Source organism: Rhodococcus sp. MS16 (assembly GCF_013277795.1).
Lineage (GTDB): Bacteria > Actinomycetota > Actinomycetes > Mycobacteriales > Mycobacteriaceae > Rhodococcus_F > Rhodococcus_F globerula.
This window is the reverse complement of sequence record NZ_VBTM01000034.1, coordinates 1-17,348: the sequence shown is the minus strand read 5'-3', so window position 1 is coordinate 17,348 and position 17,348 is coordinate 1. Positions and strand designations below refer to the sequence as shown.

At 58.7% G+C, this 17,348-nt stretch carries 14 protein-coding genes; 7 read left to right on the top strand and 7 right to left on the bottom strand.

Features of this window, described 5'->3' with window-relative positions; translation table 11 throughout:
* Positions 1 to 895 precede the first annotated feature (895 nt).
* Positions 896 to 1,684 (bottom strand): GntR family transcriptional regulator, encoded by a 789-nt coding sequence (locus FEZ60_RS32150; protein WP_051730847.1) that lies wholly within the window; start codon positions 1,682 to 1,684, stop codon positions 896 to 898.
* Positions 1,685 to 1,920: 236 nt separating this feature from the next.
* Here FEZ60_RS32150 and FEZ60_RS32145 point away from each other — a divergent pair, with 236 nt between their 5' ends.
* Together FEZ60_RS32145 and FEZ60_RS32140 are read left to right on the top strand one after the other, a co-directional pair.
* Complete coding sequence (locus tag FEZ60_RS32145; RefSeq protein WP_172937944.1) at positions 1,921 to 2,289, top strand: hypothetical protein; 369 nt, start codon at positions 1,921 to 1,923, stop codon at positions 2,287 to 2,289.
* The gene (locus tag FEZ60_RS32140; protein WP_033237325.1) at positions 2,286 to 2,756 is read left to right on the top strand and encodes a VOC family protein; all 471 of its coding nucleotides are present in this window, start codon (positions 2,286 to 2,288) and stop codon (positions 2,754 to 2,756) included. The genes FEZ60_RS32145 and FEZ60_RS32140 overlap by 4 nt, the downstream gene beginning before the upstream one ends.
* Positions 2,757 to 3,032: 276 nt before the next feature.
* Here the strand turns inward: FEZ60_RS32140 and FEZ60_RS32135 are convergent, their stop codons facing one another.
* From FEZ60_RS32135 to FEZ60_RS32125, 3 genes are all read right to left on the bottom strand, one after another.
* Positions 3,033 to 4,289, bottom strand: a complete 1,257-nt coding sequence (locus tag FEZ60_RS32135; protein ID WP_033237324.1) for an ABC transporter substrate-binding protein — start codon at positions 4,287 to 4,289, stop codon at positions 3,033 to 3,035.
* A 136-nt stretch (positions 4,290 to 4,425) separates the two neighbouring features.
* On the bottom strand, positions 4,426 to 5,202 hold the full coding sequence (locus FEZ60_RS32130; protein WP_172937943.1) for an ABC transporter ATP-binding protein: 777 nt from the start codon (positions 5,200 to 5,202) through the stop codon (positions 4,426 to 4,428).
* Complete coding sequence (locus tag FEZ60_RS32125; protein ID WP_172937942.1) at positions 5,199 to 7,967, bottom strand: branched-chain amino acid ABC transporter permease/ATP-binding protein; 2,769 nt, start codon at positions 7,965 to 7,967, stop codon at positions 5,199 to 5,201. The genes FEZ60_RS32130 and FEZ60_RS32125 overlap by 4 nt, the downstream gene beginning before the upstream one ends.
* A gap of 1,487 nt (positions 7,968 to 9,454) precedes the next feature.
* Between FEZ60_RS32125 and FEZ60_RS32120 the strand changes: the two genes are divergently transcribed.
* Together FEZ60_RS32120 and FEZ60_RS32115 are read left to right on the top strand one after the other, a co-directional pair.
* Entirely contained in the window at positions 9,455 to 9,847 is a 393-nt protein-coding gene (locus FEZ60_RS32120) for a HepT-like ribonuclease domain-containing protein (protein ID WP_202026744.1), read from the top strand.
* Positions 9,848 to 10,026: 179 nt separating this feature from the next.
* Positions 10,027 to 11,466, top strand: coding sequence for an FCD domain-containing protein (locus FEZ60_RS32115; protein ID WP_033237331.1), 1,440 nt, complete (start codon positions 10,027 to 10,029; stop codon positions 11,464 to 11,466).
* A gap of 360 nt (positions 11,467 to 11,826) precedes the next feature.
* On the opposite strand, the gene FEZ60_RS32110 is transcribed toward FEZ60_RS32115, so the two are convergent.
* The 3 genes from FEZ60_RS32110 to FEZ60_RS32105 all read right to left on the bottom strand — a co-directional run bounded on the left by FEZ60_RS32110 (position 11,827) and on the right by FEZ60_RS32105 (position 14,643).
* Positions 11,827 to 12,693: an IclR family transcriptional regulator gene (locus tag FEZ60_RS32110; RefSeq protein WP_172937941.1), complete on the bottom strand. Its 867-nt coding sequence runs from the start codon at positions 12,691 to 12,693 to the stop codon at positions 11,827 to 11,829.
* 716 nt (positions 12,694 to 13,409) lie between these two features.
* Positions 13,410 to 13,532: a hypothetical protein gene (locus FEZ60_RS33030; RefSeq protein ID WP_255285247.1), complete on the bottom strand. Its 123-nt coding sequence runs from the start codon at positions 13,530 to 13,532 to the stop codon at positions 13,410 to 13,412.
* 646 nt (positions 13,533 to 14,178) lie between these two features.
* Positions 14,179 to 14,643 carry a hypothetical protein gene (locus tag FEZ60_RS32105; RefSeq protein ID WP_033237321.1) on the bottom strand — a complete coding sequence of 155 codons (465 nt, stop codon included), beginning with the start codon at positions 14,641 to 14,643 and terminating at the stop codon, positions 14,179 to 14,181.
* Positions 14,644 to 14,789: 146 nt separating this feature from the next.
* Between FEZ60_RS32105 and FEZ60_RS32100 the strand changes: the two genes are divergently transcribed.
* The 3 genes from FEZ60_RS32100 to FEZ60_RS32090 form a co-directional block, all read left to right on the top strand.
* Positions 14,790 to 15,263 carry a cupin domain-containing protein gene (locus FEZ60_RS32100; RefSeq protein WP_051730848.1) on the top strand — a complete coding sequence of 158 codons (474 nt, stop codon included), beginning with the start codon at positions 14,790 to 14,792 and terminating at the stop codon, positions 15,261 to 15,263.
* A 15-nt stretch (positions 15,264 to 15,278) separates the two neighbouring features.
* On the top strand, positions 15,279 to 16,154 hold the full coding sequence (locus FEZ60_RS32095) for an alpha/beta hydrolase (protein ID WP_165826344.1): 876 nt from the start codon (positions 15,279 to 15,281) through the stop codon (positions 16,152 to 16,154).
* Positions 16,155 to 16,827: 673 nt separating this feature from the next.
* On the top strand, positions 16,828 to 17,348 hold a 521-nt coding region (locus FEZ60_RS32090), incomplete at its 3' end, for an aldehyde dehydrogenase family protein (protein ID WP_172937940.1).

Here is a 17,348-nt window from a genome sequence, read left to right as displayed (position 1 = left end):
CTCGAGACCTTCGACGCCCCACCCGGCCACATCCAGTCCGTCAGCGCCGACACCTGAATGCATTCCTGGCACCTACCGACTCCCGACGGTTACATCTTTTACTTCGTTTACTCAGTGATCTCGACCACATGAACTCTAGGTCGTGTTGCGGGGTGGCGCAAGTCCCACTTCGTCCATCCACGTTTTTGCTCGCAGGCGGCTTTGGATTCTCTGCACACAAGAGATTTGGACACGCATCATTCCTCTTTGTGCTGCTGGTGGTCCCGCTATTAGTAGATCGACTCCTCGCATCGGGGTCGAGATCTGGCGCGTCGGACCAACGTCGCGACACCACGTCGTACGCGCTGGTGGTCAACGACGACGGGGCCGCTGATTTGGTGCGGGAAATAGCAGCGTGATGACGTCACCGGGGCCGAAGTCCGAGTCGCAATGTTGCGGTTGCGCTATGGGACGTGGCGTTACGTCTACAACTGGGTACCGAGCACGGTAACCAACCTCGACGGACGGACTGCCGGAATGGGGCTACACGTTTCTCGGGTAGAAGATCCCGATGAGATTGCAGCGCGTGAATTGAAAGTCATGGCCCCGTTGCCGGAGCGCGAGGTATGCGGCTGAACAAACCTCGGCAAGGGATTCGCTCTGTATCGGTGATATTCGTTCGACGATGGCAGCGAGTTTTACGTCGAGGGCCGAAACGACCATGATCGTCAGGGGCGGCGAGAGTATCGTCACCCCTGACGATCGGCAAGGAGCTGGAGGGAACACCCAAGTGTCGGTTCACGTCTCGGTGAATGGTCCGGATGGGGTGTCGGAATCGGATTCGCTGCGCTCGCACAGTGGGATGTTGGCAAGACATCCGCAGCAGCGATTCTCCAGGGCGCCAGCGCCCACAGACTCAGTGGAGTATGTCTCGAACCTGAGCGCTCAGGTGATCCGCCGGCATTATCGAACGTGCGACACCCATGTGTTTCTTCCAATGGGCTATCGCACCGGCTTCGTCACGTGCACGTAGAAGCTTGATCAGTCGCCGTTGTGACCGTACGAACAACTTGTAGTTTGCCTGATATGTCTCGACGTCATTGCGACTGCGCTCGAGCGCGACGGAAACGGTGTGGCGTTCTACGATCTCGTGAAGCATGCCAGCGGTCAGGGCAAGGGTGGCATTTCCCGATAGTTGAACCATGAGGAGGTGGAAACGTGCAGCAGCACTGCCGAAGTCGTCGGCCGCATATCCAGCGGGGATATCCTCGTCGACGAATCGCTCGAGTTCGTCGAACGCAGCCTCTGTCCCGCTCACCGCAAGAAGGCCGGCTGCGGCGGGTTCGATAGCTTCGCGGGCGACGAGCACGTCGGAAACCGTTGCCCCCGAGAGTTCGAGGAGTAATGATGCAGGGCGGGCCACTATCTCCGGTCCGGGCACGCAGACCCGGGCGCCGGTACGTGATCCGCGACGGACCTCGACGAGACGTTCTGCTTCGAGGACTCGGACCGCTTCGCGGAGAGTCGGTCGACTGACCGAGAAGTGTTCCATCAGTTCTGCTTCGTGGGGCAGGTGATCGCCGTCGACCAGTTTTCCTTCGACGATCATGCGACGGAGCTTGCCGGCAACGAGTTCGGCTGTCTTCGGCGTACGGACCGGTCGCCCTGTTGTGCTGAGCAGGTTGAACGCCGGAGCCTCGGTCATGTCAGTCACTGGTCTACCTCGCCTTTGGTCTGGAGCAACTTCATATACCTAGTAAAGCACCCCGAAGTGCTTGATCGGGTTCACAACGGATGATGATGAGATCAATTGCCGCCCTGGTATCGCGACGAACGGATCGGTCTCAGCTCCTCTGAGTTGTAGAAATGTAACTATGTAGTGAGCTAGTGGGATGTAGATGTTCCTCGCAAACGCGGGCGCCGTTCCCGATGCTGTCCGGGGTGGAGTTGACCATTGTCGAGGCGGATCTCGGGGGAGAAGCGGTCGGTGATCTACCGACAGTGGTGGGCAAGATTCCCGTTCGCATGAGTGATGCGCGCATTGGTGCAAAAGGGCGCTTGTTACGAACTTCCATCGAAATCTATTTTATTGCAGTACTATTCGGTTCAGTTAGGTCGTCTTGGTGCCACGTTCTCCAAACGAGACCTAACTTCGCTGCACTACGCCGTGAGTGCATCGTCACCGAAATATGTCGCGCCAACCAGGTCGAGTATGTCCAGGCAACCACCTACATTGATGTTCTCGTGAGTGGTGGACCTGTGGCAGAGAATGGAGATTGTATGTTCACCCCAATTCAGGTGATCGAATGAAGGCTGCAGATCAGTACCACATCGCTATCGTCACTGATGATCCAGAAGCGAAGATGCTCGAGCTCTCGGAACTCTTCGGCTACGAATGGGGCGAAATGATGGGAGGCCCGACTACGGTTACCGTGCCCAGCGGCGATACGACCGTCGATACAACTGTCGAGCTCAAAGCCTGGTATTCACTGTCCGAACCGCGAATGGAGATCGTTCAGAGTGTTCCAGGCTCAGTGTGGACTCCCACTGAGGGTTCTGGCATTCACCATCTGGGCTATTGGGTGGACGATGTCAGTGCGGAGTCCGCCGAACTGACGCGGCGAGGCTACGCAGTCGAGGCGGTAGGCAACTGGCCGGACGGCACTGCGTATTGGGCCTATCACTGCAGTCCGTCCGGTCCACGCATCGAGATTGTCAGCCGGAATCTCAAGCCTGTGTTGGACCGCTACTTCGAGACTGGAAAGTTGTCGTCCTAGTTCAGAAAGACACCGACGTGTGTGGGGTTCACAACTTCGCGCACGTCGGTTTTTTTGCCCGGCTTCTACATCGGAATTGGTTGCGGCCATTGCTAAGTGGACGTGATCGCAACTCTCGCCCGCGGTGCTCCACGATCCGGATAGTCAGTCCTGTAAATTTTCGCCGCACCGATCGCTGATCGCCGGATGGGTAAACGCAGCTGCTATCTCTGCCACACAGAGCAGAGATAGCAGCTTCCTTCGATCTACCGGAAATTCGGTGTGGCGACTCCGGCGTTACTTGATGATTACCGTAGTCGGGTCGGTTTGCACACCGTCTTTCATGGTCAAGACGATAAGACCGTTGCCGCATACGGCTTTGAATCCGGCGATTGCTTGTCCGTCGCACGTGAAGGTCAGCCCTGCGCCGGCGGGCAGCGGGATGTCCTTGGCGGAACGGATTGCCGCGTCTAGTGCTGCCGGCGACGTATCGGTACCGGTGACAGACTTGGTGGCACGAATCAGGCCGAGCATTCCCTGATAGCCGGTCACGGCGTAACCCTCGACGGGAGTGTTGGGTGAGTACTTTTTCATAACTTCCCGATACAGAACGCTTTCGGGGGAGTTGGAGACTGTGTCCGCGGATCCGATGATCTTAGTGCCCTCCATGGCGGCGCCGACGGCGTCGACAACGTCCGCGTTGGCGCAGGATTGAACTGCCATGGTCTCGGTGGTCGAGCCCAATGTGTTCAGTGCCTTCAGGATGGAAGTGCAGATCGTTGACTCGCCGTAGACGACGATACCGTCCGGGTTACTGTCGAGCCCCGCATTGACCTGTGGAGTGGCGTCGGGGGTTCCGAAGGGGATGGGGATGATCTTCAGATTTGCGCCGTTGGCGGCGAATGCGGGTACGCCGATCTGTTCGAGAGATCCGGTTGCCGCGGGAAGATCAATCGTATATGCGACAACATTTTTCATCCCTTTCTCTCCGGCGTATTGAGCCATGGCCTGGGAAGTGTTGGAACCTGCGGTCCACATGTACGCGCCGTCGCCAGTGGTCTCGACGGCGCTGCCACCGAGTGCGGCGACGTAGGGGATCCCTGCTGAAGTGATGATGGGTGCGATGATCTGGCCGAGGCCACTGCTGGGGAGTACCACCGCGGATACCTTTGCTTCGACCATCTGGTTTGCGCAATCGCGTGCAGAGACAGGTTCTTCTTGTTGTTTGCAGATGACCAATTCGACAGGGCGGCCACCGATGCCACCGAGCTGCTCGTTTGCATATTTTGCGGCAGCTTCGGCGGCTTCCCGGTTTTCGGGCTGTGAAACAGCCTGCCCATTTTCGTTATTGATGAACCCGATCTTTACAGGTGTGCCTGTGGCGGCGATACCGGGGAATGCGCCGGCGGGTAGATCTGCCGAAGAGGAGGACGATGAGGAGTCGGAGGTATCGCCTGCGCTCTCGCTGCTACAAGCAGTCATTGCTGTCATCGCAACGACGGCAATGGACGCCGCCACTATCTTTGAAACATGCAGGCCGTTCGAGGGTTTCATCGGTGGTCCTTCTGTTGGGGTGGATAACATCGGCCGCCGTTGAAGCCATGGCGGACCGGGTGAAGTGGATGGAGACGGCAGAAGCGCTCCGGGTTTCGATATGCCTGCTCGTAGCGGCGTATTCGTCAGCCCTGTGTCAGATGATCGTGCTCTGTTCAACGGCGTCCACGGTCTCTACTGCTTCCGTGCGCGGACGTTCGTTTGCGCCCAGATATGCGTCTTCGATCAGGTGAGGGTGTGCCGCAAGTTCGGCGGCATCCCCTTGCAAGACGTTGTCACCGTGGCGCAGGACGAGTGCTGTGTCGGCCACCGTCAGTGCGAGCTGCACGTGCTGCTCGACGAGTATGACGGCAGTTCCGGTGGTATCGGCGACTGTCCGCAATACCGGGAGAAGCCGTTCGACGATGACAGGTGCCAAACCCATGCTCAACTCGTCGATGAGAAGTACTTTCGGGTGTTGAATCAGGGCGCGCCCGATGGCAAGCATTTGCTGTTCTCCACCAGAGAGTGCGCCGGCGTGCACTTTCAGTCGCTTGTCCAGCTCTGGAAAGTAGCCGAGAATCTTCTCTCGCGATGCGGCCCATTCGCGTCGTGATTTCACTGCCAGTCGAAGGTTCTCTTCCACGGTCAGGGTGGTGAACAGTGCGCGGTCGTCGGGGACGAACACCAGCCCGGCGTCGGATGCGCTGCGTGCGTGCCCGGACTTGACGTGATGGCCGGTGATCTCCACCGTGCCACCGAGACTGGGCAACAAACCTGCCAGCGTGAGCAGCATAGTTGTCTTGCCTGCGCCGTTCGGTCCGAGGAGCGCGAGGATTTCGCCTTCACGTAATTCTAGATCGAAATCGCGAACGCAGGGTCGGCCCTGCGAATAGCCGGCATCCATATCGGTGCACTTCAAGACCGCGGTCATGCGTTCAGCTCCTGTCCGGTGTGCGTCGCGCCGAGGTAGGCCCGGGTAACTGCGGGGTCCTTGCGTATTTCTTCCGGAGTGCCGATTGCGATGACTTTACCCAGATCGAGAACGACAATCCGGTCGCAGACCTCCAAGACCAGCTCCATATCGTGATCGACCATGACGACCGTCAGGCCTGAATCACGTACGGCCCGTAGTCGATTCCCCAGCCACATGCTTTCGGTGCTGCCCAGTCCGGCAGCAGGTTCGTCCAGCAGTACGACGCGCGGCCGGCCGGCGAGAGCGCGGGCAACCGAGACCAACTGGCGTTGTCCTTGAGAGAGTTCCTTGACCGGTCGGTCCGCGACCGAGCTCAGGTGTAGTAGTTCGAATAGTTCGTCGAGGCCAGCGGAATCGAGTGGCGGATTGTCCGGTCCTCGATGGTGTGACGCAGTTGTGCCGACGGAGACGTTTTCGCGGACCGAGAGATCGTCGTACAACTCGATGCCTTGGAAGGTGCGCCCGAGTCCGGAGCGACTGCGTTGAAAAGCCCTCTTGCCGTTGAGATTCAGGCCGCCGATTGTGACACTGCCGGTGGCGTCGGCGAAGCCGCTGATCGCATCGATAAAGGTGGTCTTGCCGGCTCCGTTGGGGCCGATCAGGCCGATGATCTCGCCGTCACGGACATCGAATGAGACGTCGTCGAGTGCGGTGATGCCGCCATATCGGACACCGATTTCGTGGCTGGAGAGGACGACGTCACCGATCGGACGGGCAGTGCCGAGGTACGGGGTTGTGCTGTCCAACTCGAACTCGATGTGCTCGGATTCTGGGTCGGTAGTTGCGGGGGTGATCTTGCGGCGCAGGTAGTCGACCGTCTTGTGCACTTCGGAGATGATTCCTTCTGGATTCATGATGACGGTGATAACCAGGAGAACCCCGGTGATCACTGCGTAGTAGCTACCGACGTTGGCGACGCGGTCGAGGAAGATGAACATTATTCCGCCGGCTCCCATGACTCCGGCGAGTATTCCGCCGGAGACGCAGGTGACACCTGCCAGGTAGGCGACTGCGAACATCGCGATTCCGCCCATGGCAGAGAAGGATTCAGGAACGGCCATGGTTTGTTGGTACGCCATCAAGGACCCGCCGAGACCGGCGATGAACGCGCCGATCGCGAAGGCAATCAGTTTCGTGCGGGAAACGTTGATGCCGGAGGCGGCAGCAGATCGCTCGTTTGCACGTACCGCGAGCATTGATGCACCGAGTCGACTGGTTCGTAGTTTTGCCGTACCGACGGCGATGATCACCAGTACTGCGAGGCAGAGAATGCCGAAGGAGATTTTTGGATAGGAGTCGCCGGATCCGATCCCGAGATCGATGCCGAACAGCGACGGGTCGTCGACGCGTGCTCCGTTGACTCCACCGTTCAACTTGTTGTTGCGGAACCAGAACATCTCGAGAAACACTGCGAGGCTCAACGTCACCACCGCGACGGGTAGTCCTCGGATGCGTAGTGCCGGCAGGCCGACGACTACCCCGATCACCATCGCCACCAGTGCTGCGAGGACGGGGGCAATGGGGAAGGGGATTCCCCACTCCGTGGTGAAGCGGCTGAGCATGAATGCGGCCACTCCGGCAAGCGCTAACTGCGCCAACGATATTTGTCCTGCGAATCCGGTGACCACCACCTGTGAGATGGCGATGACCGCGAGGGTGAACGTCAAGATCACCGCACCGCGGTAGCTGCCGTGAGTGAAGACGAGAAATCCTAGCGCGATCACGGTGAAGGTGACTGTGGGGATCACCAAGTTCTTGGGCCGTGGCGCGGCGCCAAGGGTGTTCTGGATGATCGCACCACGTGTGGGGAGCGGTCGTCCGCGGAAGACGAGAAAAATGAGGATCAGGATCAGCGGAATCAACTCGGCCATTCCCGCTTGTGGTAGCCAGCTCACCGTTGCCTGCAGGTGGGTCATCTCCGACTGGAGCACACCGATTCCGAGTCCGGCAGCCACGGCTGGTCCGATGGAATTGAAGTTTCCGACTAACGCCGCGGCGAGGGCCGGGACGATGAACATTGTGTAAGAGATCGGGATGAGCGGCACGATCGGGGCGATGAGGATGCCGCTGAGCCCGGCGATCATGGTGCTCAATGCCCAGTTGGCGTAGGCGATTCGTTCGGGGGAGAGCCCGGTGACGATCGCGCCTTTCTCCGATTCGGCAGCCGCTCGGGTTGCCAGTCCGAATCGGGTCAATCGGAAAGCGAGCACGAGCAGGATGGTCAGAACGATGATGATGGCGGCGAACCAGATTCGGTCTGCCGGTATACGAATGCCGCCGAATTTCATGACATTTGTAGGCAGGATGGCTTTCACCGAGACCGGAGTTGTGCCGACCCTCGCCGCCAAGAGAGCCTGAACGGCAAGCATCAGAGCGATCGAGGCTACGGCCTTGGCGGTGGCCGGCGCGGTCCTGAGCAGCCTGAATACTGCGAAGTACATCAGCACGCCTAGGGCTGCGGCGATGGCCATTGCTATGCCCATCGCTGGGATCAGTCCTATCGGGCCACCCAGATCCAGGGTTTTGGGCAGGCCAGGTATCGGGATCAGGAGTTCGCCGCTGCGTAGGTAGGCGTACGTATAGGCGACGTAAAGCGCGATAGCGCCGGTCGCGAAGTTCACTACGCCCGAGCTTCGGTAGGTCATGACCAATGCCAGGGCGAGCGCTGCGTAGACAGCGCCGTTACCCAGCCCGAGGAGCAGGAACTGGAGATCTTGGGTCATCACTTGGGTCTTTCGCTAGAAAGGGAAGAGTGGCTGCTGCTGTCGGATCAGTTGAGGATGACCTCAGGGTCAGTTAGCTAGTCGCCGCGACGGCCTCTGACCTCCGCGTTGACATCTCCCGAGAGACTTAGGTCACTAAGTCAGGTTTCTACTATGACACAACATGATGATGTACGTCACTAAGTGGGTGAAGTTTCGGTTCGGCCGGGTTGGTCGCAAGTGCGTCGTCGGTCGTCTTGTGGTGGGAGTCGTGCCCGAACCGCCCGTGCGGCCTGTTGTAGTGATGTCGAATAAGTACTTGCAGCGCAACGGATTTGTACTACTTACCGATGTCAGTTGAACTGCCGGAGCTGCTACTGTTCGAGGAGCGCTGAGTGGAAAATCTCCAGCTCAATTACTGGACAGCGATGAGTAAAGATATAGATAACTTAGATATCGAACTATTTGCTGCCTTCTGACACGTCGAATTCAACACCGCACTAATCGAATGAAGGTGGCAAGGGTCTTTGCTGCCTTGTTGGTTGTAGCGAAGTCGGCTTCGGTGCGGTAGATGCTCTCTGTGACGTGGCGTGGCATCGCGATCTCGTGCGGGCGGATTGGCACACTCGGGCGACGCGCGCTAGGGATGAAAGTTTTCGCCTGAGTGCAAATGTCCTCGGAGGTCGCCCCAATGAGGTGTGGGAGATGTCGGAGGTGTCAGGTTTTGCGACAGATTCAGGCCGGCGTGTCTAGTGGACCGTTCTGGTGGCTGTGACGATGGGTCCGAGGCGCTTTCGGGGTCAGGCTGATGCGGCGCATTACGTGGGCGATTTGTCCGCAGGTGAAACCGAAAATTGTTGTACACCAGAATCATTCGAACATCTAATGTAGAACTGAAAGGCAGTGATTTAGGTCCAGTTTCTTACCCTCGTATGCACGATTGCCGATGCTTCGTTGACGTTGACGTTGACGTTTCGCTGCGCACGCCCAGGGATGTGGCGTCACTGGCTCTTCCGGCCGATTGGTGTCCCGATGGAGATCGGCCGAGTCCCAGGCTGGGCGGATGCTCTCCAACTTGGTTGGAACAGCTTTGACAGAGCGGCATCGACGACTCGATCGTTGAGCGAGTTCACCTCTGGTGTTGTTGCCGAATACAGCCGATATTACTGCATGGAAATTGACTCTCCGCCTTGATATCCCGGTTGTCTACTGTCTGTTCCGTCAGGCGGAACCATAGGTGATGGCTCAGCTCTGAAACTGGTTGACTTGGTCAGTCGGTTCGGTGGAGGCGCTTACAGTGCTTCATCAAGCGACAGGTCGATCTAGGCTTCGGAGGCGTGAGAGTATGGGACTATGTATAGGTGATCAGTTCGAGTGAAGAGTCGACGAGCATGATGAATGCGCTTGCTGTCGTGGCAGATTGGAAGCCGCGACAGTCCGCGAATCAAAATAGTCGAGCGGTACAGCCTCGCCTGGACCGGGGATTTGTGGAACACAGACTGATCACGATGCGCAGAGCGGTCGGACAGCTCGTCGGCGTCGGTTCGTTGGACCGCGAGCGACTGGAAATCGATCCGGCGATAGGGCTTGTCCTTGAACGGATCCTGGCGCTACTGGTCGAATTGGCGGTTGCGATCAACAATCATGTATTGGAAAGCGTGCTGGGTGAAGTGCCGCAGAAATCGGCAGATTCGTTCGGTGCGGCCGAGAAGGCCGGGATGATCGACGCGGAGTTAGCAACCGCTCTAGTGCCTCCGGAAGGCCCGCACAACGTTCTTCTCCAGCTGTACATGGACACCGAACCCGAGGAAGTCGCCGCGGTCGTGTCCGCGGCGACTTCCGGATATGAGGAGTACGTGCAGCAGGTCACTCGCTGGATCGAGGCCAACGCTTCTGCGTGAATGTGTTGTCGAGGCCTGGCGAGCCAATTCTCGATTGGATCTTGGTGACTTCAGCATGCTGATAGGTAGCGTAGGTAGGGAACACTCTATCGGGTCACGGATCTCAGTATCGTAATGAACATTCAAAGATCTCGGTGTTCGAGATCCGTGTTTCTTGGGGATTGGGAGCGACCGGCTTGATGACGAGTGCGGAAGATACAGAGACATGGTCGGTGGGTCCGGAGAAGCTCGCGTCACAGGTTGCCCGGCAGCTCGAGGATGAGATCATCGTCCGGAAATGGCCGGTCGGTGAGGTCTTGGGTTCGGAGCCCGAGTTGCTGGAGCGCTTTGGAGTGTCTCGGTCGGTTCTGAGAGAAGCGATTCGGCTGCTCGAGCACCATTCGGTCGCGCGGATGCGTAGCGGTCCAGGCGGAGGGCTGGTGGTGTGCGCCCCGAACGCATCGGCGTCCATGCGTGCGTTGGTGATCTACCTGGAGTACATAGGCGTGAGCGTCGAAGATCTGCTCCACGCCCGATTGCTACTCGAGCCGCTCGCAGCTCGGTTGGCAGCGGGGGCGATCACCGAGGACGGTATTGATCGATTGCGGTCGATCGTTGGGAAAGAGCAGGAGCAGATCGGTGATCCGAACTGGTCCTTCGACGACGAGTTTCACATTTTGCTCGGAAGCCTGTCCGGCAACGCGGTGCTGCAGCTGTTCATCGAGGTTGTGATGCTGCTGACGTCCCGCTACATTCGCGCCTGGGGGCCAACGTCGAGGGAGGCGGGGGCCGCGGCTAAGGCTGTTGCCATCGCGCGGCACGTCCAAATCGTAGACGCGGTAATCGCAGGTGACGCCGCAGCCTCGGAGAGCCAACTAAGCGCCCATCTCGAAGAGATCGAGGAGTGGATGCTGGCCAACCGGATCCGACGTCCATCGCATCGCATGCGGACTCGACCCAGCGACCCTAACCCGAACGCCACAAAAGGCACCAAACTTGCCGAGGTTATTGCCGGCCGTATCCATGACGACATCACCAGCGACGGCTGGCAGATCGGTGAGGTCTTCGGATCGGAGCCAGATCTTTTGGCGCGCTACGAGGTTAGCCGTGCGGTCCTGCGTGAAGCGATTCGGATCCTCGAACACCACAGCGTTGCTCGGATGCGCCGCGGACCTGGCGGCGGACTGGTCGTCCTGGCTCCCGACCCAACGGCCAGTATTCGTGCGATCGCTCTCTATCTCGATTTCGAGGGTATGAGCCCCGACCACCTCCACCTGGTTCGTGAAGTGATCGAGTTGGGGTGCATCCAGACCGTCACCGCCGTCGCAACTGCCCCCGATGTAGCTTCGCGGTTACGTGCTGCACTTGACCACACCACTGTGCACGGTGACGCCGGCGACATGTTCCATACCGAGGTTGCAGACCTTGCCGACAACCCGGTTCTGACACTGTTTTTGCGCGTCATCACCGACCTCTGGACCCGCCAGAGTCGCTCCGAAGAGTCCATGACTCCGGCCGTCGAGGTGCAGGTCCGGTGCACCCACGACAAGATCCTCGAGGCAATCCTCCTTGGGGACGATGGGCTCGCTCAGCATCGCATGCGGCGCCACCTACAGGAGCTCACCACGTGGTGGCACTAGGTTTGGGAACGTCTACCTGATCGAGGACGAATTTACGGGGCGAGTTCCAATACTCGCCGCGGTGGTGATCGACGAGTCGCAACGAACTTGGGCAGATCAGTCGAGGTGTCTCAGCCGAGGGACTCTTCGACCGGCGCACCTGGGTATTCTCACGGCCGGGTTGCCTTTCGAAATGTCGTGAATTCCGACATTCCGTCGAAATTCGAGCTGACGACCACCCGACTCCGAGAGTCGGTCAGGTAGTCGTCGGCGCGGGATCTGATGCCTCGAAGTGCTCAGAGTCCGGGTTTTACATAGAGATTCGGAAGCACTTCGGGGCCGGTACGGCGGTTATGCTCGTGTGGACACATCGAAAAGTTACTACAATCGGGTGCTTGCTCCGCCGAGTCTGTGGGTTGCATTCCAGATCGCGGCGGCGGTGCTCCGAACTGCTTCGGTCGCTATGCCCCATCTCATTCGGCCCGCCGGCGCGGTAACGGAAACGGCTCCGATCACGTTTCCGGAGCTACGGATCGGCGCGGAAACACACACGAAATCTTGGTAGATCTCGCCACGATCGAACGCTATTCCGACCCTGCGCACTTGGCTGAGCTCGGTCCGTAGCGCTGCGGGGTCCGTGATCGTATTCGCCGTCCGCCTAAGCATGGGCGAGGAGGTTACTGTGCGGATGGCGTCGTCGTCGAAGGCGGTCATGGCCTTGCCTAATGCGGTGCAGTACGCGGGATTTCGTCCGCCGCGTCGGGTCGGCAAACGGACTGCGCCTACCGCGATACGTTCGAGATATACGACCTCGGACTGATCGAGAATGCCGAGTTGTGTGGACATTCCGGTCTTGGCTGCGAGGGCTTGCAGATGTGGAATCGCGGCTTCGTAGAGTTGGTTTCCTTCGACAGCAAGACTTCCCAGCTCGAACATGCGAATGCCGATGCGGTAGCCGTCAGGATCCCGTTCGATCCATCCCACTTGGCACAGTTGATCAGCAAGTCGATGCAACGTCGATTTCGGCAGCCCAGTGCTCTCACTGAGATCGCCGAGACCGAGCACCTGCTGTTTGCCGTTGAACGCCCCCATGATGGCAGCGACCCTTCCCATCACGGTGCGTTCGGGTCGGAGTCGGACGTCAGTTCCGACATGATCGACCTCCATGGACGATATGTACTCGTCCATGGAATCGACCACTGATTCCATCGGCAAAATCGACGTGCACTGCGTCAAACTCGATGTCACGGCTGCCACCTCCCAATTCAGGCTACTAATAGACACTTAATTCGGTCCAAATCTAGGATTGCATGCGCACATCCCGGAATGTTTTCTAAATTAGTGTCCTTTATTCCTGTAATCAGGGTCACATCAACGAGCGCGCATGTCAACCCCCGCGTGTCGAATCAGCTAAATCGCCCGCGTAGGCGCAGTAATTGCCTGGTGGGAGTCACGCACGCAACGGGTGGTCAACCTCGGCCGTGCACTGATCGGGAGGTGTTGTGAGCCGGCCGAGAACGGAAATTGGCGGTGAATCAACCCCGTAGATCGGTAGTAATAGCAAAAAAGTTCGCTCCGGTGGCGCTGTCCGCTGCCTTCGATTCTGCAAATTGCTGACAAGCCGAACTAAGCTCCTCGTGACACAAGTGTCACGAGGTCGACACGAACTTCGGCGAACGGCAGCGGCCTGGGAGGCCGGAACGGCCGTGGCCTGGGAAGCCGGCGAAATGCCGCAACAGTGAGCGTACAACGGTCCGGATCTTGGGTGGTCGGGATCGTTTCGCTGCATTGGAAACAGGTGGACGATGCTGACCGCTGCGGAGTGCGCGGCCTTCGGAATTTACCAAGGTGGCGCGGCCGCGCCTGGCCTCGAAATCGACTGAGCATCAAAAAGTAAGTGGCGCAGCGATACTCGTTGAACGATACAGAGTCACAGCTGACCTCGGATGGGTCGACCTCGACTTCTATGAACGCGAACGGTGCCTTGCATCATCGGCGAGCTGGACGATCGTGGCGAGTTCGGCGTCGAGAAGGCTGTGAAGATCGCGCATGAGTGCGGCGTCGTCGGAATTCGTCGACGTAACCATTGCATTCAGGGAGGGCATTCAGGAGGCAGACAGTGGTTGCCGCTCGATCGGTGATCTGGCCGGGGGCGGAGGTCGAGGGATGGACACTCACCACGCTCGCCCCAGATACTCCATGACTGGAAGGCTCAGTCCGTTGACCGTGAAAAGTCCGTGGCCGCGACAGGCCCGGGCGCGCGACTCCAGTTCACTTTCAGGATCATTCGCGATCGGTGAAGAGAGTGGCATTGCCGGGATGGAAACCTTGCCTGCATGCCCACGTCTTTCTCGACAGCGAGCAACAAGCGACCGGACTCACAGAAAGTTCGATCATGCGGACGCCCGACCACGTGGCACGGATTCGACATTCACGCAGGAAAATTCGCGGCCTTGGAAAAGTCGGGCGGTGAACAGCGGTGCGCGCGTATCTGTGAGGTCGTGACCCCAGCAACACGCGCCAATCGGTAACTCCAGAAAGATAATTGGAATGCATCCGCTACCGCTCCGGCTCGCCCGTTGATCGGAAGAGGCAGTGCATGGAGACGGAGGCGCTAGCGCCGCGCGGTTGCTCCGATGATTTCGTGGATGCAAAACTGCCGCCCTGTTTCTCTGTTGTGAACAAGTTCAGGGCGGCAACCTCACAAGTGATCGAGGAGCGGTCGGCTGCTACTCAGCGATGTACCCAGCCTGCGTCGTGCCAGTACGTCTCGAGCTTCTCCATCGGTTCGGGCCAGGTCTCGATGTAAGTGACGCCTTCAGGCCCCGCAGTCATGATGTAGGGGGTGCCGGCCTCACTGATCCAGAATTCGCCTGGACCGATGGTCTGGCTACCTTCCTCGCCGTCTTGGCCCCAGGCGACATGGAACTCACCCTCGAATACGATGATCAACTCGTCAAGATTGTGGTGGTGACGAGGCACCGAGAAGTTCGGGGCGCACCGAAGGCCGTTGAGATTGAACGACCTGTCTACCTTGTTCGAGACCCACATATTGCCCTTGAAGGTCTGTTCCATGTCGATCGGCGCATCGGCGAGGAGTCCGCCTTCATTCCAGAGGTAAGAGGGAAGGTCCTGATCGACCGACAGGTCGATCCAACCCTCTTCTTCGGACAGCAGATTGAAGTATTCGATTGCCATACTCCGGAGTCTGTCGAACATGACAGGGTGTGTCATCAACAGGTTCCGTTGGACGGAATGGGGGCAGGTGACCGTGCTCGTCAGACCCGTTCCATCAAACGGAATTCTCCGGCGACAGGATGTACAGCCGCACATACTATTTCGGAATGGCACTTACTTTTGGTGATCTGGTGGACGATGCGGATTGGATTCCTCTGGGCCTTGATGTGGCGCCGAGTTACTTCTGGAAGGACGGTGGTTTGCTGATCGACGCGCCAGTGGATTTCGCGGCGACGTTCGGCGGGTCGATGTGGGTGACCACAAAGCCAATTCAGGTGAAGCGCTTCAATCGCAACCCTTTGCGGGTGCGACCGAACTTTACGGTACCTCGCCACCATCACAACATGGACGAGTTGCTCTTTGTCTTCGCAGGCGAGTACAGCATTGAGTACGAGGAAGACGGCGAGTGGCAGACCGTGCGAGTGCGTCCGGGGGAGTTCTTTCTCAGCCGCGCAGGCACTGCGTACACGATGACGGCCGGGTCCGAAGGCGTCACCTACATCGAGACCTGGCCGAAGCCGGTAGCCGAACTCGAGACGTACTGGCATGACTTTGGTTGGCTGGAAGCACCGTCGAGCTAAGAGGAGGAGACACGACTGATGGCTGAATTTACGTTTGAAGGCACGAGCAGGACTCTGCAGACGCCCAGAGGGCCGCTGCACTATCACGAGGCTGGCGACGGTCCTCCATTGCTCTTGCTGCACGGCTCGGGTCCAGGGGTCAGTGGCTGGGCGAACTTCCAGGGAAATCTACCGGTCTTCGCCGAGCATTTCAGGACGCTCGTTCTCGACTTCCCTGGATTCGGCAAGAGTTATTCGTGCGAGGACAATCCGATGATTGCCGGACTGCCGGCGGTGTTGGACTTCCTCGACGGTATGTCGCTCGATTCTGTTCCGGTCGTTGGTAATTCGATGGGCGGAAACATTGCGGCACAGCTGGCATCCAGACATCCTGAGCGAGTGACTCGACTCGTTACGATTGGCGGCATCGGGCTGCCTGTGTTCAGTCCGTCGCCCCCGGAAGGCATCAAGCTTCTCGTGCAGTTCGTCGAGGACCCGACACGTGAGCGGTTGATGACGTGGATGGAGGCCATGGTGTACGACACCTCCATTCTGACGGAGGAGTTCGTCGAGATGCGGTGGAGAGCCGCATCGGACCCGGCCGCGCTTGCTGACATCAAGAAATTGTTCAATTTCCGTTCGCTGGCGGCGATGCGTAATCGGGGTACGAACGCAGCCGAACAGGTTGGAGCACTGACGAAGATCCAGGCGCCGACGCTGATCACTTTCGGCCGCGACGACCGTGTAACGCCCATGGACAGCTCGCTTGTCCCGATGCGACTGATCCCGAAGTGTGAACTGCACGTCTTCTACGATTGTGGGCATTGGGCGATGATCGAACGCAAAGACGAGTTTGAAAGCGTGGTGCTCTCGTACCTGCTCCGCGACCGGAAGCTTGCACCAGTGCTCTGAAGCCCTTCTGGGACAATCTTTCTGCCCCGGTGATCCAACGGACCGCCGGGGCAGAATTGTCTCAGAGCGCAATAGATGAAGCGGGCTGCCCGGCGCTCGACGATCGCTTTCACCTTCAGTGCTTCTATGTCGTCTTCACGGTTGGCGCACATGTACCCGAAAAGCGCTGCGGCGGTGCGCCGGAGTGATCGAGCGGGTGACAGTTCAACGTAAGCGTCCAGACAACAGCCTGGCTTCCGCTGCCGGCGACGAGGACATTCGGAGTCAGACGCAATGCGCACGATGTCGAATCGTGCAAGCACACTCATAGATTGCGGCAGGATGGCCGCACAGATTCAGTTCTAGGGCATACGGCGTCGCGGTAGACGTAGCGCGTAGTGGTGTCGGGCGCATGGCACCGATTCGAAATGTGTGGTGGGACTACTGGACCAGCCGTGGAAATTCCTTGTAGACAGAGATTTTGGTGTGGCGAGGAGAGGGAAGCCGGAGTTCAACTGAAGTACTTGTGCTTATCGAGCGGAAGTTCTACAGTTTGCGTGATGGAGCTCACTACATATACAAAGTATTACATGTAATACAGGTGAATTTTGGTGAGTGTCTCCAGCAGCCTCTGACGAACCAGGGGAGAGGCCAGCCCTGCCGTAACGATCCGATCTTCAAAGGAAAGTGACAAATGAGTAATTCCGAGTACCGCATGTTGATCGACGGTGCGCTGGTCGCCGCGACGGGGGGCCGCACCTACGAGAATGTCAACCCGGCGAACGAAGAAGTCATCGGTGTTTCGCCGAATGCCGGTGTGGCCGATGTCGAGCGGGCGATCCTGGCCGCGCGGCGGGCTTTCGACACCACGACGTGGTCGACGGACACCGAGTTCCGTCAGCGGTGCCTGGTGCAGTTGCAGTCCGCTCTGCGCAAGAACGCCGAAGAGATGCGGCCGGTGATGGTTGCAGAGGGTGGCCTGCCGCTCGCGTTGACCTACGACGTGGCGCTCGATGGCTCGATCGAAATGATCAGCCATTACATCGATCTCCTCGACACGTTCGAGTTCGAGCGGGTCATCACCCCGGTTGCCGGTGACGAGAAGGCGCACCGCATCGTGCGGCGTGAGGGTGCCGGTGTCGTCGCGGCGATCACCGCATGGAACTACCCCATCTTCTTGGCGATCGCGAAGTTGATTCCCGCGTTGGCTGCGGG